This is a genomic window from Streptomyces sp. NPDC059010 (assembly GCF_042740355.1).
Classification (GTDB): Bacteria; Actinomycetota; Actinomycetes; order Streptomycetales; family Streptomycetaceae; genus Streptomyces.
The window spans coordinates 64,542-86,888 of sequence record NZ_JBHYJA010000008.1; the positions used below are offsets into that span (position 1 = coordinate 64,542).

24 protein-coding genes are annotated in these 22,347 nt (G+C 70.2%); 13 read left to right on the forward strand and 11 right to left on the reverse strand.

Annotated features, from left to right (window positions below):
• Positions 1 to 149 precede the first annotated feature (149 nt).
• Positions 150 to 1,634 carry an MFS transporter gene (locus tag ACFWYS_RS10325; RefSeq protein ID WP_384765619.1) on the forward strand — a complete coding sequence of 495 codons (1,485 nt, stop codon included), beginning with the start codon at positions 150 to 152 and terminating at the stop codon, positions 1,632 to 1,634.
• Here the strand turns inward: ACFWYS_RS10325 and ACFWYS_RS10330 are convergent.
• Both ACFWYS_RS10330 and ACFWYS_RS10335 read right to left on the reverse strand, forming a co-directional pair.
• Entirely contained in the window at positions 1,621 to 2,328 is a 708-nt protein-coding gene (locus ACFWYS_RS10330) for a class I SAM-dependent methyltransferase (RefSeq protein ID WP_384765620.1), read from the reverse strand. The genes ACFWYS_RS10325 and ACFWYS_RS10330 overlap by 14 nt on opposite strands.
• A 153-nt stretch (positions 2,329 to 2,481) precedes the next feature.
• Positions 2,482 to 3,216, reverse strand: coding sequence for a response regulator (locus ACFWYS_RS10335; RefSeq protein ID WP_384765622.1), 735 nt, complete (start codon positions 3,214 to 3,216; stop codon positions 2,482 to 2,484).
• Between the two features lie 303 nt (positions 3,217 to 3,519).
• Between ACFWYS_RS10335 and ACFWYS_RS10340 the strand changes: the two genes are divergently transcribed.
• Positions 3,520 to 3,912: a VOC family protein gene (locus ACFWYS_RS10340; RefSeq protein WP_384765623.1), complete on the forward strand. Its 393-nt coding sequence runs from the start codon at positions 3,520 to 3,522 to the stop codon at positions 3,910 to 3,912.
• Between the two features lie 89 nt (positions 3,913 to 4,001).
• Positions 4,002 to 4,370 carry a DUF6479 family protein gene (locus tag ACFWYS_RS10345; protein ID WP_384765625.1) on the forward strand — a complete coding sequence of 123 codons (369 nt, stop codon included), beginning with the start codon at positions 4,002 to 4,004 and terminating at the stop codon, positions 4,368 to 4,370.
• 37 nt (positions 4,371 to 4,407) lie between these two features.
• Here ACFWYS_RS10345 and ACFWYS_RS10350 read toward each other — a convergent pair whose 3' ends face one another.
• Positions 4,408 to 5,052: a hypothetical protein gene (locus tag ACFWYS_RS10350; RefSeq protein WP_384765627.1), complete on the reverse strand. Its 645-nt coding sequence runs from the start codon at positions 5,050 to 5,052 to the stop codon at positions 4,408 to 4,410.
• Between the two features lie 161 nt (positions 5,053 to 5,213).
• Between ACFWYS_RS10350 and ACFWYS_RS10355 the strand changes: the two genes are divergently transcribed.
• Positions 5,214 to 5,675, forward strand: coding sequence for an FxLYD domain-containing protein (locus ACFWYS_RS10355; RefSeq protein ID WP_384765629.1), 462 nt, complete (start codon positions 5,214 to 5,216; stop codon positions 5,673 to 5,675).
• Here the strand turns inward: ACFWYS_RS10355 and ACFWYS_RS10360 are convergent.
• Positions 5,672 to 6,418 carry a helix-turn-helix domain-containing protein gene (locus tag ACFWYS_RS10360; RefSeq protein ID WP_384765630.1) on the reverse strand — a complete coding sequence of 249 codons (747 nt, stop codon included), beginning with the start codon at positions 6,416 to 6,418 and terminating at the stop codon, positions 5,672 to 5,674. The genes ACFWYS_RS10355 and ACFWYS_RS10360 overlap by 4 nt on opposite strands.
• Before the next feature lie 243 nt (positions 6,419 to 6,661).
• On the opposite strand from ACFWYS_RS10360, the gene ACFWYS_RS10365 reads away from it, so the two are divergent.
• From ACFWYS_RS10365 to ACFWYS_RS10375, 3 genes are read left to right on the forward strand one after another with little or no spacing between them, the layout of a single operon-like run.
• Positions 6,662 to 7,333: a DUF4097 family beta strand repeat-containing protein gene (locus ACFWYS_RS10365; protein ID WP_384765632.1), complete on the forward strand. Its 672-nt coding sequence runs from the start codon at positions 6,662 to 6,664 to the stop codon at positions 7,331 to 7,333.
• Positions 7,334 to 7,363: 30 nt separating this feature from the next.
• Positions 7,364 to 8,371, forward strand: a complete 1,008-nt coding sequence (locus ACFWYS_RS10370; RefSeq protein WP_384765633.1) for an ATP-binding cassette domain-containing protein — start codon at positions 7,364 to 7,366, stop codon at positions 8,369 to 8,371.
• Complete coding sequence (locus ACFWYS_RS10375) at positions 8,368 to 9,159, forward strand: ABC transporter permease (RefSeq protein ID WP_384765635.1); 792 nt, start codon at positions 8,368 to 8,370, stop codon at positions 9,157 to 9,159. Before ACFWYS_RS10370 ends, ACFWYS_RS10375 begins: the two co-directional genes overlap by 4 nt.
• Positions 9,160 to 9,284: 125 nt before the next feature.
• Here the strand turns inward: ACFWYS_RS10375 and ACFWYS_RS10380 are convergent, their stop codons facing one another.
• A complete protein-coding gene (locus ACFWYS_RS10380; protein ID WP_384765637.1) occupies positions 9,285 to 10,196 on the reverse strand; it encodes a hypothetical protein in 912 nt (303 codons plus the stop codon).
• Between the two features lie 33 nt (positions 10,197 to 10,229).
• Positions 10,230 to 10,661 (reverse strand): ATP-binding protein, encoded by a 432-nt coding sequence (locus tag ACFWYS_RS10385; protein WP_384765639.1) that lies wholly within the window; start codon positions 10,659 to 10,661, stop codon positions 10,230 to 10,232.
• Positions 10,662 to 10,875: 214 nt separating this feature from the next.
• Here ACFWYS_RS10385 and ACFWYS_RS10390 point away from each other — a divergent pair, with 214 nt between their 5' ends.
• Positions 10,876 to 11,727 (forward strand): helix-turn-helix domain-containing protein, encoded by an 852-nt coding sequence (locus ACFWYS_RS10390; protein WP_384765641.1) that lies wholly within the window; start codon positions 10,876 to 10,878, stop codon positions 11,725 to 11,727.
• 8 nt (positions 11,728 to 11,735) lie between these two features.
• Complete coding sequence (locus ACFWYS_RS10395) at positions 11,736 to 11,951, forward strand: DUF397 domain-containing protein (protein ID WP_384765642.1); 216 nt, start codon at positions 11,736 to 11,738, stop codon at positions 11,949 to 11,951.
• Here the strand turns inward: ACFWYS_RS10395 and ACFWYS_RS10400 are convergent.
• A complete protein-coding gene (locus ACFWYS_RS10400) occupies positions 11,920 to 12,630 on the reverse strand; it encodes a carboxypeptidase regulatory-like domain-containing protein (protein WP_384765643.1) in 711 nt (236 codons plus the stop codon). The genes ACFWYS_RS10395 and ACFWYS_RS10400 overlap by 32 nt on opposite strands.
• A 282-nt stretch (positions 12,631 to 12,912) precedes the next feature.
• Between ACFWYS_RS10400 and ACFWYS_RS10405 the strand changes: the two genes are divergently transcribed.
• Positions 12,913 to 13,068, forward strand: coding sequence for a hypothetical protein (locus tag ACFWYS_RS10405; RefSeq protein WP_384765645.1), 156 nt, complete (start codon positions 12,913 to 12,915; stop codon positions 13,066 to 13,068).
• 36 nt (positions 13,069 to 13,104) lie between these two features.
• Here ACFWYS_RS10405 and ACFWYS_RS10410 read toward each other — a convergent pair whose 3' ends face one another.
• On the reverse strand, positions 13,105 to 13,410 hold the full coding sequence (locus ACFWYS_RS10410) for a hypothetical protein (protein WP_384765646.1): 306 nt from the start codon (positions 13,408 to 13,410) through the stop codon (positions 13,105 to 13,107).
• Positions 13,411 to 13,528: 118 nt separating this feature from the next.
• On the opposite strand from ACFWYS_RS10410, the gene ACFWYS_RS10415 reads away from it, so the two are divergent.
• Entirely contained in the window at positions 13,529 to 15,973 is a 2,445-nt protein-coding gene (locus ACFWYS_RS10415; RefSeq protein WP_384765648.1) for a tetratricopeptide repeat protein, read from the forward strand.
• A 172-nt stretch (positions 15,974 to 16,145) separates the two neighbouring features.
• On the forward strand, positions 16,146 to 16,748 hold the full coding sequence (locus tag ACFWYS_RS10420) for a DUF4142 domain-containing protein (RefSeq protein WP_384765862.1): 603 nt from the start codon (positions 16,146 to 16,148) through the stop codon (positions 16,746 to 16,748).
• 6 nt (positions 16,749 to 16,754) lie between these two features.
• Here the strand turns inward: ACFWYS_RS10420 and ACFWYS_RS10425 are convergent, their stop codons facing one another.
• The gene (locus ACFWYS_RS10425) at positions 16,755 to 18,419 is read right to left on the reverse strand and encodes a glycoside hydrolase family 13 protein (RefSeq protein ID WP_384765650.1); all 1,665 of its coding nucleotides are present in this window, start codon (positions 18,417 to 18,419) and stop codon (positions 16,755 to 16,757) included.
• A gap of 251 nt (positions 18,420 to 18,670) precedes the next feature.
• Between ACFWYS_RS10425 and ACFWYS_RS10430 the strand changes: the two genes are divergently transcribed.
• Positions 18,671 to 19,606 (forward strand): LAETG motif-containing sortase-dependent surface protein, encoded by a 936-nt coding sequence (locus ACFWYS_RS10430; protein WP_384765652.1) that lies wholly within the window; start codon positions 18,671 to 18,673, stop codon positions 19,604 to 19,606.
• Positions 19,607 to 19,783: 177 nt separating this feature from the next.
• Here ACFWYS_RS10430 and ACFWYS_RS10435 read toward each other — a convergent pair whose 3' ends face one another.
• The gene (locus tag ACFWYS_RS10435) at positions 19,784 to 20,758 is read right to left on the reverse strand and encodes a nucleoside hydrolase (RefSeq protein WP_384765653.1); all 975 of its coding nucleotides are present in this window, start codon (positions 20,756 to 20,758) and stop codon (positions 19,784 to 19,786) included.
• A 60-nt stretch (positions 20,759 to 20,818) separates the two neighbouring features.
• Positions 20,819 to 22,039 carry a threonine--tRNA ligase gene (gene thrS, locus ACFWYS_RS10440; protein ID WP_384765654.1) on the reverse strand — a complete coding sequence of 407 codons (1,221 nt, stop codon included), beginning with the start codon at positions 22,037 to 22,039 and terminating at the stop codon, positions 20,819 to 20,821.
• Positions 22,040 to 22,347 lie beyond the last annotated feature (308 nt).

Consider the following 22,347-nt stretch of genomic DNA (forward strand, 5'->3'; position numbering starts at 1 on the left):
CACCGGCGCGGTCACCGGCCCGGCGGCGAGACGACTCCCCCCTGTCCGCCGCCGGGCCCGGTGACACCGACTGCGCCCGTGATCACCCCCCTCGGATCACCGCACCTCACCACTCCCCTGTGGACCCACGCCCTGTTGGAGGCCCCGCCATGTCCCACGCACTCACCCGACCCACGGACGGCACGGAGAGGAAGTCCGTCGGGCCGAACGCCATCGTGGCGGTGCTGGCGCTCGCCGGGATCGTCGTCTCGCTGATGCAGACGCTGGTCATCCCGATCGTCCCTGAACTGCCGAAACTCCTGGACGCCTCCGCGTCCGACACCGCCTGGGCGGTCACGGCGACACTGCTGGCCGCGGCCGTGGCCACGCCCGTCGTCGGGCGGCTCGGTGACATGTACGGCAAGCGGCGGATGCTGCTGGGGAGCATCGCCCTGCTGGTGTCCGGGTCGGTGGTGTGCGCGCTGGCCGAGTCGCTGGTGCCGATGATCGTCGGGCGGACCCTGCAGGGCCTGGCCGCGGCGGTCGTCCCGCTCGGCATCAGCATCCTGCGGGACGAGCTGCCCGCCGACCGGCTCGCCGGATCCACCGCCCTGATGAGCGCCTCGCTCGGCGTCGGCGGCGCGCTCGGGCTGCCCGCCGCCGCGTTCATCGCCGACAACTGGGACTGGCACCTGCTCTTCTGGACCTCGGCAGCGCTCGGTGTGGTCGCCTTCCTGCTGGTCCTGGCCGTCGTACCGGCGTCCAGGGCGCGGACCGGCGGTCGCTTCGACCTGGTCGGCTCGCTCGGCCTGTCGGCCGGACTGGTCGCGCTGCTGCTGGCCGTCTCCAAGGGCGCCGACTGGGGCTGGACCAGCGGTACGACCCTGGGTCTGGGCGCCGGTGCGGTCGCGGTCCTGCTGGCCTGGGGCTGGTGGCAGCTGAAGTCGCGGCAGCCGCTGGTGGATCTGCGCACGACCGCGCGGCCGCAGGTGCTGTTCACCAATCTCGCCTCCGTGGCGCTCGGGTTCTCGATGTTCGCGATGTCGCTGGTGCTGCCGCAGCTGCTCCAGCTGCCGGAGCAGACCGGGTACGGCCTCGGCAGGTCGATGCTCACCGTCGGCCTGGTGCTGGCCCCGCAGGGCCTGGTGATGATGGCCATGTCCGCCGTGTCGGCCGGGGTCACCAAGGCCAAGGGGCCCAAGGTCACCCTGATGATCGGCTCGCTGATCGTGGCCTCCGGGTACGCGCTGAACATCGTGCTGATGAGCGAGGTCTGGCATCTGGTCCTGGTGTCCTGCGTCATCGGCGCGGGCGTCGGCTTCACCTACGGCGCGCTGCCCGCGCTGATCATGGGTGCCGTCCCCGAGTCGGAGACGGCCGCCGCGAACAGCCTCAACACCCTGATGCGCTCGCTCGGCACCTCCTTCGCCAGCGCCATCGCGGGCGTCGTCCTGGCCCAGATGACCACGGACTTCGGCGGTCACGCCCTGGCCTCGGAGAACGGCTTCAAGGTCGTCATGGCCATCGGCGCCGGAGCGGCCCTGCTGGCCTTCGCCGTCGCCACGCTGATCCCGAGGCAGCGCACCGCGGGCGAGTCCGCCGACCGGACGGCCGCCGAGGGCGAGTCCGAGCGGACGGTGGTCAGGGCAGGTTGAAGAAGATCATCGGGTTGTGGTGGCTGTCCCGCAGAGGCAGGCCGAGGGCCAGCTTCCGCTTGACGTCCCGCAGTCGGTCGTAGGTCTCGGGCGCGTGGGCGCGGGATGCCGTGAAGTACGGCGTCCCGCGCTCCGCCAGCCATCGCAGCACCACCGCGCCCTCGGTGAACGGCAGCGCCCGGCTGCCGTGGAAGACGTCGTGGACGCAGACCGGGATGCCGCGCGTCAGACGCGGGAACAGGTGCTGGAGGTACCAGCGGGCGAAGCGCGCCGAGTGGGCCGCGTCGACGAACAGGAAGTCGGCGGCGGTGGGTATCTTCTCCAGGTTCCGCCGGGCGTCGCCCTGCGTGAAGGTCCAGCGGCCGGCGCGGAGATCGGCCGGGACGCCCCGTACGACGTTGTCCGTGATGTCGTACGAGTGGAGATGGCCGGTGCCGTTGTCACGCAGGGCCTGGAGTATCCAGGTGGTGGACCAGCCGTGGAAGGTGCCGATCTCGACGACCGTCTCGGGTCGGCTCTCGCGCAGCAGGAGGTAGGTGATCTCCGCCTCTATGTCGTCTAGTTGGGCCTGCATCGACTGCGGGGGAGCGAGCAGCCGGCGCTGCTTCTCGCGGACACGGTCGAGGTCGTCGCCGTAGGTGCGGTAGAGGCCGGTGACGTGGTCGAGGTCGATCCGCTGGGGTTGGACGTGCATGTGCGCTCCGTGCGTGCCGTTGGTGTGGTTGTGCTGGACGCCGGCACGGTAAGAGAGTGCTTTGCGGGGGTACGTCACACTGGGGTGCCAATTGCGTTGTAGCACTGGGGTATTACGACGATGGGCACAGCTCTGCTCTGCGGCTACGGCGGCTCAAGGCCGTTCCTCAGGAGTCACCAGCCCCGACTCGTAGGCGAAGATGACGAGTTGGGCCCGGTCGCGGACGCCGAGCTTGGTGAGCAGGCGCGTCATGTGCGTCTTGACGGTCTGCTCGGCCACGACCAGCTCGCCGGCGATCTCGGTGTTCGACAGCCCCCGCGCGACCAGGTACAGGACCTCCGTCTCGCGCGGGGTGAGACCGTTCAGCCTCAGCCGGGCCTCCCGGCGGGCGGCGGGGCGGCGGCGGGCGTAGCCCTCGATGAGGCGCCGGGTGACCGACGGGGCGAGCAGCGCGTCACCGGCCGCCACGACCCGTACGGCGTGCACGAGTTCGGCGACCGGGGAGTCCTTGAGGAGGAACCCGCTGACGCCGGCCGCCAGTGCCTCGTCGATGTGGTCGTCCAGGTCGAACGTCGTGAGCATCAGCACCTTCGGGCGGTGCGTGACGCCGGGTGGCGGGTCGAGGAGCTGCCGTGCGGCCTCCAGTCCGTTCATGCCGGGCATCCGTACGTCCATCAGGACCACGTCGGCATGCGTACGACGGCCGGCCTCGACGCCGAGTGCGCCGTCGGGGGCCTCGCCGACCACATCGATGTCGCTCTGCGCGGCGAGCAGGGCGGCGAAGCCGGAGCGCACCATGTCCTGGTCGTCGACGATGACGACCCGGATCACGCCGGGCGCCGCACCGGAACGGGAGTCCTGCGGGGACGTGGACGACGTGGACGACATGGACGTACTCCTGGGACGGGGGTGACCGGCGTCCACTGTCGCCGCACGCGCCCCGGGCCCGCTTCGGCCGAACGGCCGGGGTTGGGGGCTCACGTGGGGGTGAGGCTCGGCCGAACGGCCGAGGCGACGGGCCGTTCGGGAATCAGAGACTGGAGTCCTGGGCGAAGCGGCCGGGAATCCCGATCCGAGCGGCCGGGTTCATGAGTCACGACCGTCGATGAGCGAACCGAGGAGGAGCAGCACATGTCCGAGGCAGGACGGACCGAACCCCCCGCACGGCCCCACGCACAACCCCGTGCACGCGTGCACGAACTTCGCCTGGTGGTCACCGCGGCCGACTACGACGAAGCCCTGCGCTTCTACCGGGATGAGCTGGGCCTGCCCGAGCGCGCGGCGTTCTCCTCCCCCGACGGCCGGGTCACGATCCTCGAAGCGGGCCGGGCCACGCTGGAGCTGACGGACCCGAACCACGCCGAGTTCATCGATGAGGTCGAGGTCGGCAGACGGGTGGCGGGCCACATCCGGGTCGCCTTCCAGGTGGACGACTCCACGGCCACGACGGCGAGACTGGCGTCCGCCGGAGCCGAGGTCATCGCGGAGCCGACCCGCACCCCCTGGAACTCCCTGAACTCACGCCTGGAAGCACCCGGCGCGCTACAGCTGACGCTGTTCACGGAACTGGACGAACGCGCGTAGACCCGTGAGAACAAGCCGAGAACGGGCCGCCCTATGCTTCCCCGCTCCCGCCCGGGAGCTTATTCGTCCGTTTCGGTGATAATTGGGGCATGAGTACGGCGACGTTTGTACTAGCGGCCACGTCGAGTGAAGTACTCAACGTGATCGCCGCCTTCGTGGGTGGCCTGTTCATCGCCGGCGCACTGGTCTGGGCCGTGCAGTTCGGCATGCGGGTCCGTGATCGAGAGCTGCCCCGGCCCACGGCCGACGAGCAGCCGCATCTCCCCGACACCGGCCCGGTCCACGAGGTCCGGGAGATCAGGGAGCCGGACGAAGTTCCGCACGCACACGGCAAGGAACGGCTTCTGCCGCACGAGCTGCACCACGCGGGCAGCAAGCGCAGCGACGACCAGCACCGCAGGCGCTGGCTCCCCGGCAAGAGCGGCTCCTTCGGCGGCGGCGGTCTGGGTCACGGCTGAGCCGGGGCCCGCGCAGGCACAGGGCCGGACGAGCTGATCAGCGACCTGCTGCCGAGGCGTCTTCGCGCAATGATGTTCCAGGTGAAGCGCCGGTCGAAGCGCCAGGTGAAGTGCGAGGCGTCTCCGTCATGTCCGGCGCCGTGGCCAGGGCCAGGATGACGAAGAAGTCGACGCCCACCATGATCACCGACCACACCGGCGCGTACGGCAGGAACAGGAAGTGCAGCACCATGCTCATCGCCGCCACGAAGATGCCGGTGATCCGCGCCCACCAGGCCCCCTTGAGGATGCCGAAGCCGACGACGGCCACGACGACGCCGAGGACGAGCAGGGTCCAGCCCCAGCCGGTGAGGCTCATCTCGAAGACGTAGTCGCCGACACGGCCGTACACGTCGTCCTCGGCGATCGCGGAGATGCCCTGCAGGATGGCCAGCAGCCCGTTCACCAGCATCAACGCACCGGCGAAGAGGAGCCCGCCGGTGACCCAGCCGGGCACGGAGGGGGCGGCGGGTCGCTGTCCACCGGAGGTGGGACCGGCGTGGGCGGACGGCCAGGCCACCCGGGAGTCACCGGGGGCACCAGGGGCACTGTGGGCCGCATCGCTCGCATACGACTGCGATGACGACGGCGACGGCGACGCCGACGCCGACGCCGACTGCGACTGCGGCTGTTGCTGGCTCATGACTGCCGTACCCCACTTCTCCGGTTCTGCGGTCGGTACGACGATGGGTTCGGCCGAGGGCGGTCACCACGGGGGAAAGGCCGATCGGGTGACGCCCGGAGTGCGGTGACGGGCACACCGCCCTTCACTGAAGAGACCGGAACCACCCCTTGGAGCCCACCATGCCCGGTCCCCGTACACGGCGGAGCACGACCACCGTCCTCCTGACGGCCGCCACCCTGGCCCTCGTCACCCCCCTGACCTCCTGCTCGGACGACGACACCCCCTCCTCGGTGGCCAGCAAGGCGGCGTCGGCCTACGCCTCGGCGACAGCGGAGGCCGGCCGCCAACTGGACGAGATCAAGGGCGGCATCGACGCCAAGAACTCGGTACGGCTGGGCGACACCGAGACCGACTCCGACGGCCGTACGACGGTGGAGGTCACGGCCGAGAACACGACCGACTCGACGAAGTCCTTCGCCGTCCAGGTCAATTTCAAGGACGAGGACGGCAATCTCCTCGACGCGGCGGTGGTGACCGTGTCGGACGTGGCTGCCAACAAGACCGCGAACGCCACGGCCCGCAGCACACGCGACCTGAGCGGGGAGGTACAGGCGGAGGTGGAGCGGGCGGTGCGCTACTAGCCGTTCGTCGTGCCGGTGTCCTCTGAGGTCGTTTCCGTGTTCGTGAAGAGCACCTCGCGGGCCTGCTCCGCGGCGCGGATCATGCTCTCGCCGACGAAGTCCACGAAGCGGGCGATGTTTTCGAGGCGGACGGCGGCCGGGGTGCCGGGGCCGAGGATGTCGACGCCCTGCCGTGCGGTCTCGGCGAGCTGGGCCTGGGACCGGGCGGCGGCGATCATCCCCTGGTACCAGAGCTCGTTGTCGACCACGTAGCGGTCGCGGCGGCGTTCGTCGCGTTCCCGGCGGATGAGGTCCAGGCCTTCGAGGAACGTGACCGCTTTGGAGATGGACGCCGGGCTGACCTGGAGGCGCTGGGCGAGTTCGGACGCGGTGAGGCTGCCCGCGTCGGTGGTGTAGAGGGAGGCCAGCACCCGGGCCGTCATCTTCGGCAGCCCCTGTTGCATGAACAGGGTGGTGAACGTCTCCGTGTACTCGCGTACGGCCTCGGCGTCGCGCCCGTCGGCCCGCGCGGGCGCCTCCAGTCCCTGGGGCGTGGCCTGCCTGCGCCGGTGGGCGCGGCGTTCGGTGGCGCGGTGGGCCAGGTCGGCGCGGTAGGCGGTGGGGCCGCCGTTGCGCATCACCTCACGTGTGATCGTCGAGGTCGGGCGGTCGAGACGCCTGGCGATCTCCGCGTAGGCGAGCCCGTCGGCCACCCCCAGCGCGATCTGCTGGCGTTCCTGCTGGGTGAGCCTGCCTCCCGGCATCGCGACCTCCCTTTCGTGCTTCCTTGCCGTACTTCGCACTTGACGCCGTCAGCGTAGCCTTCAACCTCGATTCATTGCAACGGATGGCAATGATGTTGTTGCGTTAGAAGCAAGGCCATTGCAACAATTTAGTAGCTCCTGCCTGCAGTTATGCCACCCATGCGCAACGAATGCGTTGCCGAATCATCGAACGCAACGTAGCTTTTCCATCGTCAGAAACAACGACGAGCTCAGGAGAGCACGATGCAGAAGTTCGACACCCCCGCCCCGATCGCCGCCGTCCTCGACATCCCCGCGGGGCGCATCCAGTTCATCGCCGCCGACCGGGCCGACACAGTCGTCGAGGTCCTGCCCGCGGACGCCGCCAAGGGCCGCGACGTGAAGACGGCGGAGCAGATCGAGGTCACCTACGGCGACGGCGTACTGCGGATCGAGGCCCCGGAGCCGAAGAACCGGGTCCTCGGACACACCGGGTCCGTCGAGGTGACCGTCCAGTTGCCGGCCGGCTCCCGTGTCGAGGCGAAGGCGGCCGCCGCCGAACTCCGCGGCGTCGGACGGCTCGGCGACGTCACCTTCGAGGGCGGCTACCGCTCGGTCAAGCTCGACGAGGCCGCGAGCGCCCGCCTCTCCGCCCAGGACGGCGACATCACGGTCGGCCGCCTCACCGGCCCCGCCGAGATCAGCACCCAGCGGGGCGACATCCAGGTCACCGAGGCCGTACGCGGCACGGTCACCCTGCGCACCCAGCAGGGCGGCATCTCGCTCGGCGCCGCCCGCGGAACCTCCGCCTCCCTGGACGCCGGCACCGGCACCGGCCGTATCCACAACACGCTCATGAACACCGACGGCGCCGACGCCGCCCTGACCGTCCACGCGACCACCACCTACGGCGACATCACCGCCCGCAGCCTGTAGTCGCCCGCAGCTTCCGAAGGAGCACTCCTCATGACCGACCTGGCCATCGCGGCGAACGGGCTGCGCAAGTCCTACGGCGACAAGACCGTCCTCGACGGCGTCGACCTCGCCGTACCGGAAGGCACGGTCTTCTCCCTGCTCGGCCCGAACGGCGCCGGCAAGACCACCGCCGTGAAGATCCTCTCCACCCTGATCTCCGCGGACGGCGGACAGGCCCGGATCGGCGGCCACGACCTGGCCGTCGACCCCCAGGCGGTGCGCGGCGCGATCGGTGTCACGGGTCAGTTCTCCGCCGTCGACGGTCTGATCACCGGCGAGGAGAACATGTGGCTGATGGCCGACCTGCACCACCTCTCCAAGCGGGAGGGACGGCAGGTCACCGCCGAACTGCTGGAGCGTTTCGACCTGGTGGAGGCCGCGAAGAAGCCAGCCTCCACCTACTCCGGCGGTATGAAGCGCCGCCTGGACATCGCCATGACGCTGGTCGGCAGTCCGCGGATCATCTTCCTCGACGAACCGACCACCGGCCTGGACCCGCGCTCCCGGCACAACATGTGGCAGATCATCCGCGAGCTCGTCACCGGCGACGGGGTCACCGTCTTCCTCACCACCCAGTACCTGGAGGAGGCCGACCAACTCGCCGACCGCATCGCGGTGCTCAACGACGGCAGGATCGCGGCCGAGGGCACCGCCGAGGAACTGAAGCGGATCGTCCCCGGCGGACATGTACGGCTCCGCTTCACCGACCCCGCCGCGTACCGGAGCGCCGCCGCCGCGCTCACCGACGTCTCCCGGGACGACGAGTCGCTGTCGCTGCAGATCCCGAGCGGCGGCAGCCAGCGTGAGCTGCGCTCCGTCCTCGACCGGCTGGACTCGGCCGGCATCGAGGCGGACGAACTGACCGTGCACACCCCCGACCTCGACGACGTCTTCTTCGCCCTGACCGACGGCGCCACCGAAATCCCGCCCCAGCCCAACCAGTCGAACCAGCCGACCCAGCCGAACCAGTCCAACTACTCCAAGGGGACCGCCCGATGAGCTCGCTCTCCCTCGCCGTACGCGACTGCTCCACGATGCTGCGCCGCAACCTCCTGCACGCCCGGCGCTACCCGTCCCTCACCCTGAACCTGCTGCTCACGCCGATCATGTTGCTGCTGCTGTTCGTCTACATCTTCGGCGACACCATGAGCGCGGGCATCGGCGGCGGAGGTGCGGACCGCTCCGTGTACATCGCCTACATCGTCCCGGGCCTGCTGCTGATGACCATCGGCTCCACGACGATCGGCACCGCGGTCTCCGTCTCCAACGACATGACCGAGGGCATCATCGCCCGCTTCCGCACGATGGCCATCCACCGCGGCTCCGTGATCGTCGGACACGTCGTCGGCAGCGTGCTGCAGTCGATCGTCAGCGTGGTCCTCGTCGGCGCCGTCGGCGTGGCCATCGGCTTCCGCTCCACCGACGCGACCGTCCTGGAGTGGCTCGCGGCCTTCGGACTGCTCGTGCTCTTCGCCACGGCGCTCACCTGGATCGCCGTCGGCATGGGCCTGGTCAGCCCCAATGCCGAGGCCGCCGGCAACAACGCGATGCCCCTGATCCTGCTGCCGCTTCTGTCCAGCGCCTTCGTCCCGCTCGGCGCGATGCCGGGCTGGTTCCGGCCGATCGCCGAGTACCAGCCGTTCACGCCGGCCATCGAGACCCTGCGCGGTCTGCTCCTCGGCACCGAGATCGGCCACAACGGCTGGCTCGCCGTCGCCTGGTGCCTGGGCCTCGCGGTCCTCGGCTACTTCTGGTCCACCTCGAAGTTCAACGACGACCCGAAGTAACCGCCATGACCACGCGGGCCACCTCCCGCACCCCGTCCCGCCCGAGGGCGGCGTACACCGACACCGCGTCGGAGTGCGCCGCCCTGTTCGTGTGCGGGGAGGGCACTCCTCCTGGGACGCCGTTCCTAGGACGCCGTCCGAGTACCGTCGCGAAACAGATCCTCGGCGTCCGTCGCCTGCACCGCCCTCTGCGCCCAGACTTCGAGTTGCCCCAAGTCGGAGCAGGCCTTCACACGGTCACGAACGGAATCCGGGACCGGGATGCCGCGCCAGTCGAGAATCCGAAGAATCATCGAGGCTCGCTCCTCCTCGATGCCTTCTTCCCGACCCTCTTCCCGCCCCTCCGCGCGGACCTTCTCGGCGACCTCGTGCCGGAAGAAGTAGTTCACCGGCATCATCAGCTCCTTCCAGATCTGCCTCGCCTGGGCATCGACCAGGCATGACTCCACGAACTGCGCGAGCATCCCCGCGCTGTCGGTGTCGGTGGTCGCCAAGGCTGCCGCCAGCGGTTTCAGTATGGCAGCGGCACCTCGGCCCTTACCATGCGTCATCGCCGAGAACGCCGCGAGGAATACGTCCCGCTTGGCTTCCTCCTCAGAGGCGATGAGCGGCACGTTCTCCGGGCTCAGCACCAGCGGTCGTACCGTGAGCGAGTGCCAGCCGGGCAGGCCCAGGCGGATCGGCTGCGCCGCCCAGCGAGCGGTGGACGCGCTCTGCGTCAGCACGATCAGCACCGGCTCCCAGCGGTACTTCGCGTACAGGTACGAGAGGTAGTACGCCCAACTGCTCCGCTTGCCGTCGTCCCGCTTCCCCTGAGACTCGACGACGAGCAGGTACGTCCCCTCATCCGTCTCCGCCTGTAACAGCGTGTCCACGCGTCGCTCGACGGGCTCGATCTCCGTCAGGTCCGCGTTGAGGACCGCGAACTCGCGCGGTTCGGGAATCGGGATGCGCAGCACACGTTGAAGCGTGCGCGTGAAACCTGCCGGGTCCTTCTGGCAGAGCTGATGCAGACCTTCGTGCGGCGAGCTGACCATCCGCCCTCCTTTCCATACAAAGCGATCAACGCGCTACGCCGCGACGAGGTCACACCACACGTACTTGCCCCGACTCCCGTTCCTGGCCAGCGGCTGCCAGCCCCAGAGGTCGGCGCAGGCGCGTACGAGGGCGAGGCCGCGGCCGTCTTCGGCGTCGGCCTTGGCGAGGCTGGCCAACTCCCTCGGCGGCTCAGGGGGTTGTGGGTCCGCGTCCCAGGCGCCGATGCGCAGGACGCCGGCCGACCAGCGGACTCGGAGGATGGCGGGGCCCTTGGTATGGAGTACGGCATTCGCCATCAGCTCCGTGGCGACGAGTTCGGCGGTGTCGGTGAGGCGGATCAGGCCGTGCATGGTCAGGATCAGGCGGAGGGTACGGCGACAGATCGTGACGGCTCGGGGGTCGTGGGGGATGGAGAGGGAGTACTCCCAGGGTTCGATGGGGTGGGTGTCTCCGGTTTCGAGCATGCGTAACTCCTGGAGGACTGTGGGGAGTTGGGGTGGCGGGCTCCAGTGGCAGTGCCGCAGCCGTCGTGGCAGGACGGAGTGGTGCGCTTCCGGGGTCCGGGGTTCCGCAGCGTGTGCGTCGCGTCACCGACGGTAGGGTAGAAATTCTTACCGCTGCAACCTCTTCGCATAACCTGGCACCCGAACGAGGTGTCCCAGAGAGGCAGTTACCTGGATGACCATGCGGAACCAGCCCACGGCGCGGCAGATGCGTTTGGGCTCCGAGCTGCGCAAACTGCGGGAAGCCGCGGGCAAGTCAGCCAAAGAGGTCGCCGGTCTCCTGGGGTCGAGCTCGGCGCACATGAGCCAGATCGAAGCCGGCAGCTCGGCCATCAGCGAGGAGCGGCTACGCAGGCTGGCGGCTTACTGCGCTTGCACGGACGGGGAGTTGACAGAGGCCCTCGTGGCCATGGCAGCCGATCGCACCCGGGGCTGGTGGGAGGAGTACCGGGGAGTGCTGCCCCCTGTGTACTTGAACGTCGCCGAGGTCGAGCACCATGCCACGTTCCTGCGCGAGGTCGTGATCACAAACGTGCCCGGGCTCCTCCAGACCCCGGACTACGCACGCGCAGTCTTCGGATACATGAACCCAGATCTGCCGGTCAGCGAGTTGACGCCTCGCGTGGAACACCGAATGAGGCGACGCGCCGTCATCGAGGGCGACGACCCCACCCCCTACGAGACGATCGTCCATGAGTTTGCGCTGCGCACCCGAGTCGCGGATCGCGACGTTTCCCGCAAGCAGCTCCAGCAGATCCTGGACCAGATCGAGCAAGGCCACGCGGTCGTGCGCGTCATTCCCACCGACCAGGACGGCTTCGGCGGGGCAGGTGCCGCGATGCTCTACACCGGTGGTCCCGTACTCCAGTTGGACACCGCACTGCGGGATTCCCCCAGCGGCACCCTGTTCATCGACGCGCAACCCCAACTGCGGGGGCTCCGAACGCTGTTCTCTAGGGTGGAGAAGGCGTCGCTCAGCCCTACGGCGTCCCGGGATTTCATTCACCGCCTGACGAAGGAACTGTGAGGCGCCCCATGGCCCAAGACATCCACTGGCAGAAGTCGAGCTTCTCCGATGGCAGCGAGGGCAGCACCTGCGTCGAAGTGGCCGTCACCCCCACCACCCTCCACCTCCGCGAATCCGACCACCCTGCCACCGTCCTCACCACCACCCGCACCCCCCTCACCCACCTCCTCCAGGCAATACGCAGCGGCGAGCTCAGCGACCCCCCGTCGACCTCGCCACGGTGATGTGGATCTGCTCGCTCATCGCGCTGACCCCGTTCAACGTCGCCGTGGCCTGAAGGCGGCCCGCCCCGGGCGGCAACGTGCGGCCGGGTACGCAGGACCAGGTGCTGTCGGGTGCCGCGGTGGTCGTGCAGACCTCCTCCTCCAGGGCGTCGCGCACCGTGACCTGGGCGCCCGGGTAGGCCGTGCCCGATGTCCGCGGCGTTGTGCTCAGCGGCACGCCGGACTGGGGGCGGTCCAGGGTCGGCTGGGGCAGCCCGACCGTCACGGTGCAGGTGCCGCGCTGCCGCACCGTGCCGTTCGCGTCCCTCAGGATCAGGGCGCAGTCGGGGAGACGGGTGCCGGGTTCGGCGTCCGGGGGGACCGACAGGACGAAGGGGAACGTGCGGCCCTTCCCCATCGCCTCCCGCTCCGGCGCCGCCGAAGTGGACGTCCCCTCGAAGGTGTACGTCGCGCTGCTGCCGCCCAGCGCCACCTCCCCCCGGTACCCGAGAGCGGTGAACGGCGCCCCCGTCACCCGCGCCTTCGCCGGTGCCGTCAGCGTCAGTACGGAACCCGCGCCCAGCGGCAGCCCTTCGTACCCCCCGACCTCGACGATGCCCTCCCGCCCGGGCTCGATGGTCGCCGACGCCCAGAGGTCGTTACCGGCAGAGCCTCCGGCGCCCTCACTGCCGTAAGCCATCCCCGAGATCCCTGGCATCGCCGATATCCCTGCCATCCCTGACATGACCATCACGCCCGCCACGGCCAGCAACCCTCGAATCGATGTCTTCCGGCACCAGCTCATCGTCGGCGGAGCTCCTCACACACGCGTCGGCGGCCCCCTGCCTGCGATTCTCCCGGCCCGCGCCCGCCGATGCCGCGCGCTGTTCGGCCGTACGGGGCAGACGGCGCGTGTCCGGGCGGGTGACGGCCGTCTGCGCGGCGCAGGGTGGTCGGGACTGTCGTCGTCGAGGAGGAACCCGTGAAGCGTCGTGCCCTCGCCGCCCTGGCCGCCGCCGTCACCGTCGTCGTCACCGGACTGATGCTGTCCGCGGCACCGGCCACGGCCCAGGACGGCCACGGCAACATCGAGCGGAACGAGTGGAACATCCCGCTCATCGGATTCCGGGTTCTGTAGGACGGAGGAACGGATGAGTGGATGAGCGGTGACGTGTCATCCGTCCGCCTCGCCGCCCTCTCCGTCCCCCTCCCCGTCCCCATGTCGCACCGCCCTCTTCACCTCCGCCTCGGCCTCGTTCCGCGCGGTCCCCTGTTCCTTCGCGTACTCCGTCACCGCGTCGTGGACGTCGCGGGCGAGGTCGCGCCAGGCGCGCCAGGCGGTTTCGTATGTGTCGGTCTGGAGCTCGGTCCACGGCGTGTGGGCAGGCGGCCCGTAGCGGTCCCGTAGTTCCTCCACCCGGGTGTGCGCCTGGTCCGCCGCCCGTTGCATGGCGACCAGCTCTTCGAAGGTGCGTGCCATGTGTTCGGATCCTTGGGGAGCGGCGCCGCGCTACCCGGTTCGCCACGCCGCCCTCAGCCCGTCCCGACCACCCCGACCACCCCTCCGGGCCATCCCCGCTGCGGCACACTGAACCCCGATGACCGCAGAGCAGAGCCGCCCTCGCACCGTCGCCTCCGGACCGCGGTCCGTGGCAGCCCAGTCGATCGAGATAGCCAGCTCGGGGGACGGGGCCCACATCGAGCGGCATGTCCACAACTGGCCCCAGCCCGTGCCCTCCCCGGCGGAGGTGGAACCCGGTGGGGAGAGCAACGTTCCCTGGAGCGACCCGCGGCTCTTCGTCGGCCGTGAGGACGCTCTCGCGCAGCTCGCCGTGGAGTCGGCGGACACTCGGAGCCCGCACGTGCAGACGGTCTGCGGGCTCGCCGGCGTCGGCAAGAGCACGCTCGTCCAGCACCACGTGCACCGCAACCGCGACCGGTACGCCCTGACGTGGTGGATCACCGCCGACACACCCGGCAACCTCACCGCCGGGCTGGCCGCCCTCACCTTCCGTCTCAACCCGGCGCTGCGGACCGCCGCCACGAGCGAGGACGCCGCGGAGTGGGCCATCGCCTGGCTGAGCGGCCACGGCGGCTGGCTCCTGGTCCTGGACAACGTGGAGGATCCGGGCCATATCCGCCCTCTGCTGCTGGACTCCATGGCCGGCCATCTCGTCGTCACGACCCGCCGCGACCTCGGTGTCGAACCACCCGGCACACGACTGCGCCTGGAGGTGCTCGGCGAGGAGGAGTCGGTCGCCGTACTGACCGGGATCACCGGGTGCGGGGACGACGACGCCGGTGAACGGGCGGCCGCCGCCCGCCTCGCCTGCGAACTCGGGCACCTTCCGCTCGCCCTCCAGCAGGTCGGGGCGTACGTCGTGCAGACGCGGAGCACGTTGGCGGGCTATCTCCAGCGGCTGAGCACGGATCCGGAACGACTGCACACCGCCGTACCCGAGGGCGGTGATCCGGAGCGGACGGTCGCCCGTATCTGGCATCACACGCTCCAGGACATCGACCGACGCGACCCGGCCGCCGTAGGGCTGCTGCGGGTTCTCGCCCATTTCGCGCCCGACGACATCCCCCGGGAGGCGCTCGGTCACGCCCTGGCCCATGCCCTGGGTGATCTTCTCGACCTCGACCGGGCCCTGTCCCTCCTCAACAGCTACAGCCTCATCACCCTCACCCCCGCCTCCGTCTCCATCCACCGGCTCCTTCAGTCGGTCATCCGCAGTTCCCTCGGTCCGCAGACGTCGAGAAGGCGCGTCTTCTCGACCTCGGCGCAGCTGGCGCTCAGTCGCAGCCGGCTGCCGTGGCGGCGCAGGAAGGTCTGTCACATCGACGCGGAGATCGTTCCGGACATCGCCGCCGCCGGGCAGGTGCTCCAGCACGTGGTGCGCGCGACGGACCCCAAGGATCCGAAGTACTGGCCCCGCTGGCGCGTTCTGCTGCCGCACATCGAGGCGCTCCTCTCACACGCCTCGGACGACGACCGGCTCCTCCTGCGCGATCTGCTGACGCACACCTGCTCCTACCTCGTCTCCCAGGGGCTCGACGCCCGCGCGCTCCGCTATGGCGAGATGCTGCTGGAGGCCGGAGAGAGGTTCCGGACCCCGGACCATGTGCCGCCCGGCATGATCACGGCGCTGAACATCCTCACGATGATCCACTGCAGTCTGGGGAACTATCCGGCGGCGTGCGAGGCGGGCGAGCGGGGTCTCGCCCTGAGCGGGGCGCTCGACGACGGGGAAGGGGAGCTCCTTGAGCACATTCAGTCCGCCAACAACAATCTCGCCGCCGTCTATCGGGGCCTCGGCCGCTACGAGGACGCGCTCCCCCTCGATCAGAAGTCCGTGGAGATCGCCGAGCGCCTGCACGGGCACCACCCGCTGACGTCGGTGTCCCTGAGCAACCTGGGCCGCACCATGGAGAAGCTCGGCCGCTACGCCGAGGCCCTGGAACTGGCCCGCAAGGCGCTGGACATCAGCCGGGACACGATGCCGGCCGCCCACCCGACGTACCTGACGAACCTCAACAACCTCGCGACCGTGTACCTCTGTCTTGAGCAGTACGAGGACGCCGAGCGGGTCAACCTCGAACTGCTGGAGCAGTGCGAGGAGTCCCTCGGCGGAGATCACCCCTTCGTCTCCATCGTGCTGAGCAACCTGGCGACCACCTACTGCCGGACGGGCCGTGACGACGAGGCGCTTCCGATCGCGGAGCGGTCCGCGGAGATCAGCGCGGCAGCCCTGGGGGCGGACCATCCCACCACCCTCACGAACTTCCACAACCTCGCCCACATCCACTGCACGCTGGGGCGGCACAAGGAAGAGGTCGCCATCGCCGTGGTCGCCCTCAAGACCAGCCTGGACACCTTCGGCCCGGAACATCCCCTGACGGAGCACCTCGCGGCCCCCCTGTCGCACCATTCGGACCTCTTCCAGGAGCTGCTGTCGGGGCAAAGCCCTGAAGGAGGTTCTGAAGGAGGTTCTCAAGGAAGTCCTGACGCAACCTTGGGCGATTCAAAAGGCCGTCCATAACCCCGTGCGCGTACTCCCGTACGACTGATCCGTACGACCGATACGTACGACCGATCCGTACGACCGCTACCGCACAGGAGGCAGCACCGTGCGCTTCACTCGGCACGCGACCGGGACTCTTTTCGTCGGCGGCGCCCTGACCTTCACGCTCGCCGCGCTCGCCTATCCCTCGATGCTCGGCTTCAGCACCGTCGCCAGTTCGCAGACGCGGGTGATCGCCCAGACGCCGACCGGGCCGCTGACCGAGGCGGACCGGGACTTCGTGGTGAAGGTGCGGGCGGCCGGGCTGTGGGAGTACCCGGTGGGGAAGATGGCCCTGCAGAAGGGGACCACCGACGCCGTTCGGACGGCCGGGCGGCATCTCGTCGCCGGGCATGCCGCCCTCGATGCCACCTGCCGGAAGATCGCCGTGCGGCTGAACATCACGCTGCCCAACCAGCCCAGCCCCCAGCAGCAGGGGTTCGTCGCCACGCTCAGCGCGGACAGCGGCAGGCAGTTCGACAGCGACATGGCGAACATCCTGCGCACCACGCACGGCCAGATCTTCGGCACGGTCGCCAAGATCCGGGCCACGACCGAGAACTCGCTGGTCCGGCAGCTGGCCGACCAGGCCAACGACACCGTCCTCGACCACATCACCGTGATGGAGAAGACGGGGCTGGTCGACTTCGACCAGGTGCTGTTCCAGGAGACGACCCCGCCGAAGCTCCCGGCCGACGACACGACCCCGCCACCGCCGTCGGCCGGTGAACCACAGGTGACCCTCAAGCCCTGAGGTGTCCTACGTCAGCCAGGCCGTCGTGTCCGGCCCCAGCCTGCGTCCGTCCAGTGGCGCACTCGCGATCACCACCTCACCCTGCGGCAACTCCACCGCCGTATCGGAGAGGTTGGCCACGCACCGCCAGCCGTCGTGCCGGGTGAAGTCCAGTACCCCGGGCGGGGCGCCGTCCGTCCAGGACAGTTCCTCGCCCTCCTGCAGTTTGCGGCGCAGGCGCAGGGCCCGGCGGTAGAGCTCCAGGGTGGAGCCGTCCACGCCGTCCTGGGCCGCCACCGCGTACCGCCCGAAGCCCGACGGCTGCGGCAGCCAGGAACCGCCCGCGCCGAAGCCGTACGACGGGCCGGTCGTCGCCCATGGCAGCGGCACCCGGCAGCCGTCGCGGCCCTTGCGGACGCGGCCCGTCTGTTCCCAGATGGGGTCCTGGAGGACCTCGGAGGGGAGGTCGGCGACCTCGGGAAGGCCGAGTTCCTCGCCCTGGTAGACGTACGACGAACCGGGCAGCGCGAGCATGAGGAGGGTCGCGGCGCGGGCGCGGCGCAGGCCCGCCCGCTCGTCGACGGCCGGGGCGTGGCCGCCGGACAGGAGCCAGGCGTTGTCGTCGGTGCCGGGCGGGAGCATCAGGCGGGAGGTGTGGCGTACGACGTCGTGGTTGGAGAGGACCCAGGTGGCGGAGGCGCCCGCCGCTCGGGCCGTGGCGAGGGAGTCGGTGATGATCTGCCGGAGCTCCTCTGCGTCCCAACTTCCCTGGAGATACTCGAAGTTGAACGCCTGGCCGAGTTCGTCCGGGCGGGCGTACAGGGCGCGGCGGGCGCTCGGGTTGACCCAGGCCTCGGCCACCGCCATGCGGGGCGGGCGGTAGGCGTCGAGGATCTTGCGCCAGTCGCGGTAGATCTCGTGGACCTCGTCGCGGTCGTAGAAGGGGTGGGTGCCGGGCGGGAAGCGAGGGAGGGACTCCTCGCCGCTCAGCTCGGGTGCGCCCAGGTCGCGCAGCGGTTCGCTGAGGTCCTTGGCGAGCGCGTGGGCGACGTCGACGCGAAAGCCGTCCACACCACGGTCGGACCAGAAGCGCAGGGTGGTGCGGAAGTCGGTGCGGACGTCCTCGTTGCCCCAGTTCAGGTCCGGTTGCTGGGGTGTGAAGAGGTGCAGGTACCACTGGCCGTCGGGGACTCGGCGCCAGGCGCTGCCGCCGAACACGGACTGCCAGTCGGTGGGAGGGAGTTCGCCGTGCGGTCCGCGGCCGTCACGGAATACGTAGCGCTCGCGGGCGGCGGAGCCGGGACCGGCGCGCAGTGCCTCCTGGAACCAGACGTGCTGGTGGGAGGTGTGGTTGGGGACCAGGTCGACGATGACCTTCAGGCCGAGGCGGTGGGCCTCGGCGGCCATGGCGTCGAAGTCGTCCAGGGTGCCGAGGCGGGGGTCGACATCGCGGTAGTCGGCGACGTCGTAGCCGCCGTCGGCCAGTTCGGAGGGGTAGAAGGGGCTGAGCCACAGGGCGTCCACGCCGAGGGCGGCGAGGTGGTTCAGGCGCTGGGTGACGCCCTTCAGGTCGCCGAGGCCGTCGCCGTCGCCATCGGCGAAACTGCGCGGATAGACCTGGTAGATGACGGCCTGGCGCCACCAGTCGGGGTTGCGGGACGAGACGTCGGGTGTGGGGGTGCGGACGGTCACACGGTCTCCTCGTCGGGTGCGTTCGGGCGACAGTGAGAACTCTGTCCACTTGGCCCGAAAAGCGAACACCGGGAGGACCGGAGAAGATCATTCCTCGTGTGATGGAATTGTGATTGCCGTTTGAACTTCCCTTGTGTTCCCGCAGGTTGACAGCGTTCTCCGGTCGCCCGACGATGTCCTCACGCTGTGGCACATGTGACCAATGAGCCCAGTGTTTCTTCTTCGACCACTCACCCCACGATGGGATACGCATGTCCATAGCGAGACGTGTCATCGCGCGACGCCTGTTGGGGACGGGCGCCGCGTCGCTCGCCCTCTGCGCGGCCACCGTCGCCTCCGCCTCCGGCGCCTGGGCCACCGGTTCGCACGGCGGTGACGGCTGGAAGTCCGGCGGCAGTTACCGGCCCGGCACCGGCGCCGGTACGGAAACCGCCACGGACCGCTGCCAGTTCTCGCTCGACGGCACGAACTTCTACGACTCCGTCAAGGTCGACGACCAGAACCTGAAGGTCACCGGCGACGGCAAGGTCCACATCACCGTCCGCGCCGCCGCCGACGCGGGCACCTGCACCGCCTCGCTCGCCTCCTACCTCGCCCACGGGCCGACCTTCGCCGCCTCCGGTGAGCAGGTCTTCGTCGACTTCGACTCGGTCACGCTCAAGGCCGGCCAGACCGACACGCTCGACATCGCCGTGCCGGACGCGGGCTGCTTCGGGCAGATCGACCTGTACCGGGGCGCGGTGAAGTTCGACGGCAAGCCCGACGCCAACGACGGCTTCGAACACGGCGACCTGCCCAAGGGCCCGGACCACCCGGTCATCAAGGACAAGCTGATCGCGGCCTGGAACGGCGGCACGAAGGACTGCACGACGGAGCCTCCGGCCACCGAGGAGCCGCCGACCCCGCCCGCGACGACACCCCCGGCCGAGCCGTCGGAGCCGCCGTCCGAGGAGACGACGCCCCCGGCGGAGGAGACGACGCCGCCGGCCTCCGAGACCCCGTCGACCGAGACCCCGACCCCGGAGCCCTCCGAGTCGACGTCCTCCCCGGCGGTGCCCCCGGGCGGCCTCGCCAAGACCGGCGGCAGCAGCGCGACCGGCCCGATCGCGATCGGCGCGGTGGTCCTGGTCGCGGGCGGCGCGGCGTTCGTCGTGGCGTCGAAGCGGCGGCGTACGGCACGGTCCTGACCGACGGCACGGTCCTGACCGACGGCACGGTCCTGACCGACGGCACACGCTGACCGACGGCACGGTCATGGCTGACGGCATGTGAAGGGGCCCGGGGGTGATCCCCGGGCCCCGTTCGGCGTGCGTGCCTGAGCCTGGCGTGCGTGCCTGAGTCTGGCGTTTTCTCGTTCGGGCCGGTCAGGCTTGCTCGACCGTCGTCAGGTACAGCTTCACGAAGCGGGCCACGTCGACGTCCAGGGCCACGTCCACCAGCCGCAGGTCGCGGGTGCCGGTGTGCAGTTCGGACTCGCCGAAGCGGGGGCGGCGGTCGACGATCGTCTGGCCGCGGGTCGGGCCGGGGGCGAGGGAGACCTCCACGGGCAGGAGCCGGGTCGTGATGCCGGCCGGGTCCACGACCGTGCAGACCGCACCCGCGTCTCCGATGCCGCCGGCTTCGGAGTCGGGGCCGACGTCGGGCGTGGCCGGGCGGTGGGACAACAGCTCACCGGCGAGGCGGGCGCCTGGTTCCGTGCTCGCCCGCAGGCGCCGTACATCCGCGCCGGGGACGACGACCTGCTGGAAGACGTCCAGGCCGTACATGGTGATGTGTACTTCGGCGGAGAGCAGGATCGCTGCCGCCTCCGGGTCGTGCCACACGTTGAACTCCGCGACCGGCGTGGCGTTTCCGCAGGCCACCGCGCCGCCCATGAAGACGATCCGCTCGATGTTGCGGGTCACCTCCGGGTGCGTGCGCAGCAGCAGGGCGATGTTGGTGAGCGGCGCGGTGGGGATCAGCGTCACCGGGCGCGGGGACGCGAGGATCTCGCGGCGCAGCAGCGTCACCGCGTCCACGTCCGCCGGGGCGCGGGTCGGGGCGGGCAGGCCGATGTCGCCCATGCCGTCCTCGCCGTGTACATGCCGCGCCGAGCGCGCGGGCTCGATCAGCGGACGTCCGGCCCCCCGCGCGACGGGGATGTCGGGGGCGCCGGCCTGCTCCAGCACGGTCAGGGTGTTGCGTACGACGCCGTCCACGTCGGTGTTCCCGGCCACGCAGGTGACCGCGCGCAGGTCCAGCCCCGGGTGGCGCACGGCGAACAGCAGCGCCAGGGCGTCGTCGACGCCGGTGTCACAGTCGATGATCACCGGGATGGGCTGACCTTCGGCGTTCGTCACGGCGAGGCTCCTCTCGACGAGGTGGGGGGCGGGCCCTACGGGAGTGACCCTACGACGACGTCACTCATCGCCCCACAGCCTGCCGCCGCGCGCTGCGACGCGCTCGGCGATCCGGGCGACCAGTTCCGCGCCGGAGACGGCGCCGGGCCGACACCCGTCCCGTAGGCGTAGGGCCACGAGGTCGCCGTTCGCCGCGGCCTCCCGCTCGCCGATGACCGCCTGGTACGGCACCAGGCGCGCGGCGCGGACGCGGGCGCCGAGGGTGCCGTGTTCGGGACCGGCGAGTTCGGCGCGCAGGCCCTGGTCGAGGGCCCGGCGCAGAAGGCTCTCCGCCTGCTCGATCTGCTCCTCCGAGACGGGGAGGATCGCCAGCTGCACGGGCGCCAGCCACGCCGGGAACGCGCCGCCGTGCTGCTCGATCAGGTGGGCCACCGCCCGCTCCACGCTGCCGATGACGCTGCGGTGCACCATGACCGGGCGGTGCTTGGCGCCGTCGGGGCCGATGTAGTGCAGGTCGAAGCGTTCGGGCTGGTGGAAGTCGATCTGGACGGTGGAGAGGGTGGATTCGCGGCCGGCGGCGTCGGCGATCTGGACGTCGATCTTGGGCCCGTAGAAGGCGGCCTCGCCCTCGACGGCTTCGTACTCGATCCCGTCCAGGACGTCTTCGAGCAGCGCGGTGGCCCGGCGCCACAGCTCCGGGTCGGCGACGTACTTGCCGCCGTCGCCCGGGAGGGACAGGCGGTAGCGGGCCGCTCGGATGCCGAGGTCGTCGTAGGCCCGGCCGATGAGGTCGAGGGCGGCGCAGGCCTCCTCCACCGCCTGTTCCAGGGTGCAGAAGATATGGGCGTCGTTGAGCTGGATGGACCGGACGCGGGTCAGCCCGCCGAGCACACCGGAGAGCTCGGAGCGGTACATCCCGCCCAACTCGGCGATTCTCAAGGGCAGTTCGCGGTAGCTGTGGGAACGGGACCGATAGATGAGCGCATGGTGCGGACAGAGACTCGGCCGCAGGACGACCTCCTCGCCGCCCAGCTTCATCGGCGGGAACATGTCGTCGCTGTAGTGCGCCCAGTGCCCCGAGATCTCGTACAGCTCCCGTTTGCCGAGGACGGGCGAGTACACATGCCGGTACCCGGCGGCCCGCTCGGCCTCCCGGACGTACTCCTCCAGCACATGCCGCACGACGGCCCCGTCGGGCAGCCAGTACGGCAGCCCCGCGCCCATCAACGGATCGGTGTCGAACAGGTCGAGCTCACGGCCGAGTCGGCGGTGGTCGTACATGTGGATCTCCCTCGCTGGGGGGCGAGGAGCCGACGGGAACGACAAAGCCCCGGGGCACTCGCCCGGGGCTTCGGATTCGCTCAGCTGTCAGCGCGCCGGGACGGGGTCCGGCGTCGTCGTGAGAGACGGGTTGGCGCGCTGCATGGGGCGACGGTAACAGCGGGTGGGTGGGCACGTCGCGGCGTTTTCCGCCGGCTCGGCGCCGTAGCCACCGTGGCCACTCGTCGAGAAGTGCCCTCGCGGTCCTGGAGGGCCTCGTGTGCCTCGTGTGCCTCGGGCCGCGGGCGGGCGGCCGTCACCCGGACGGA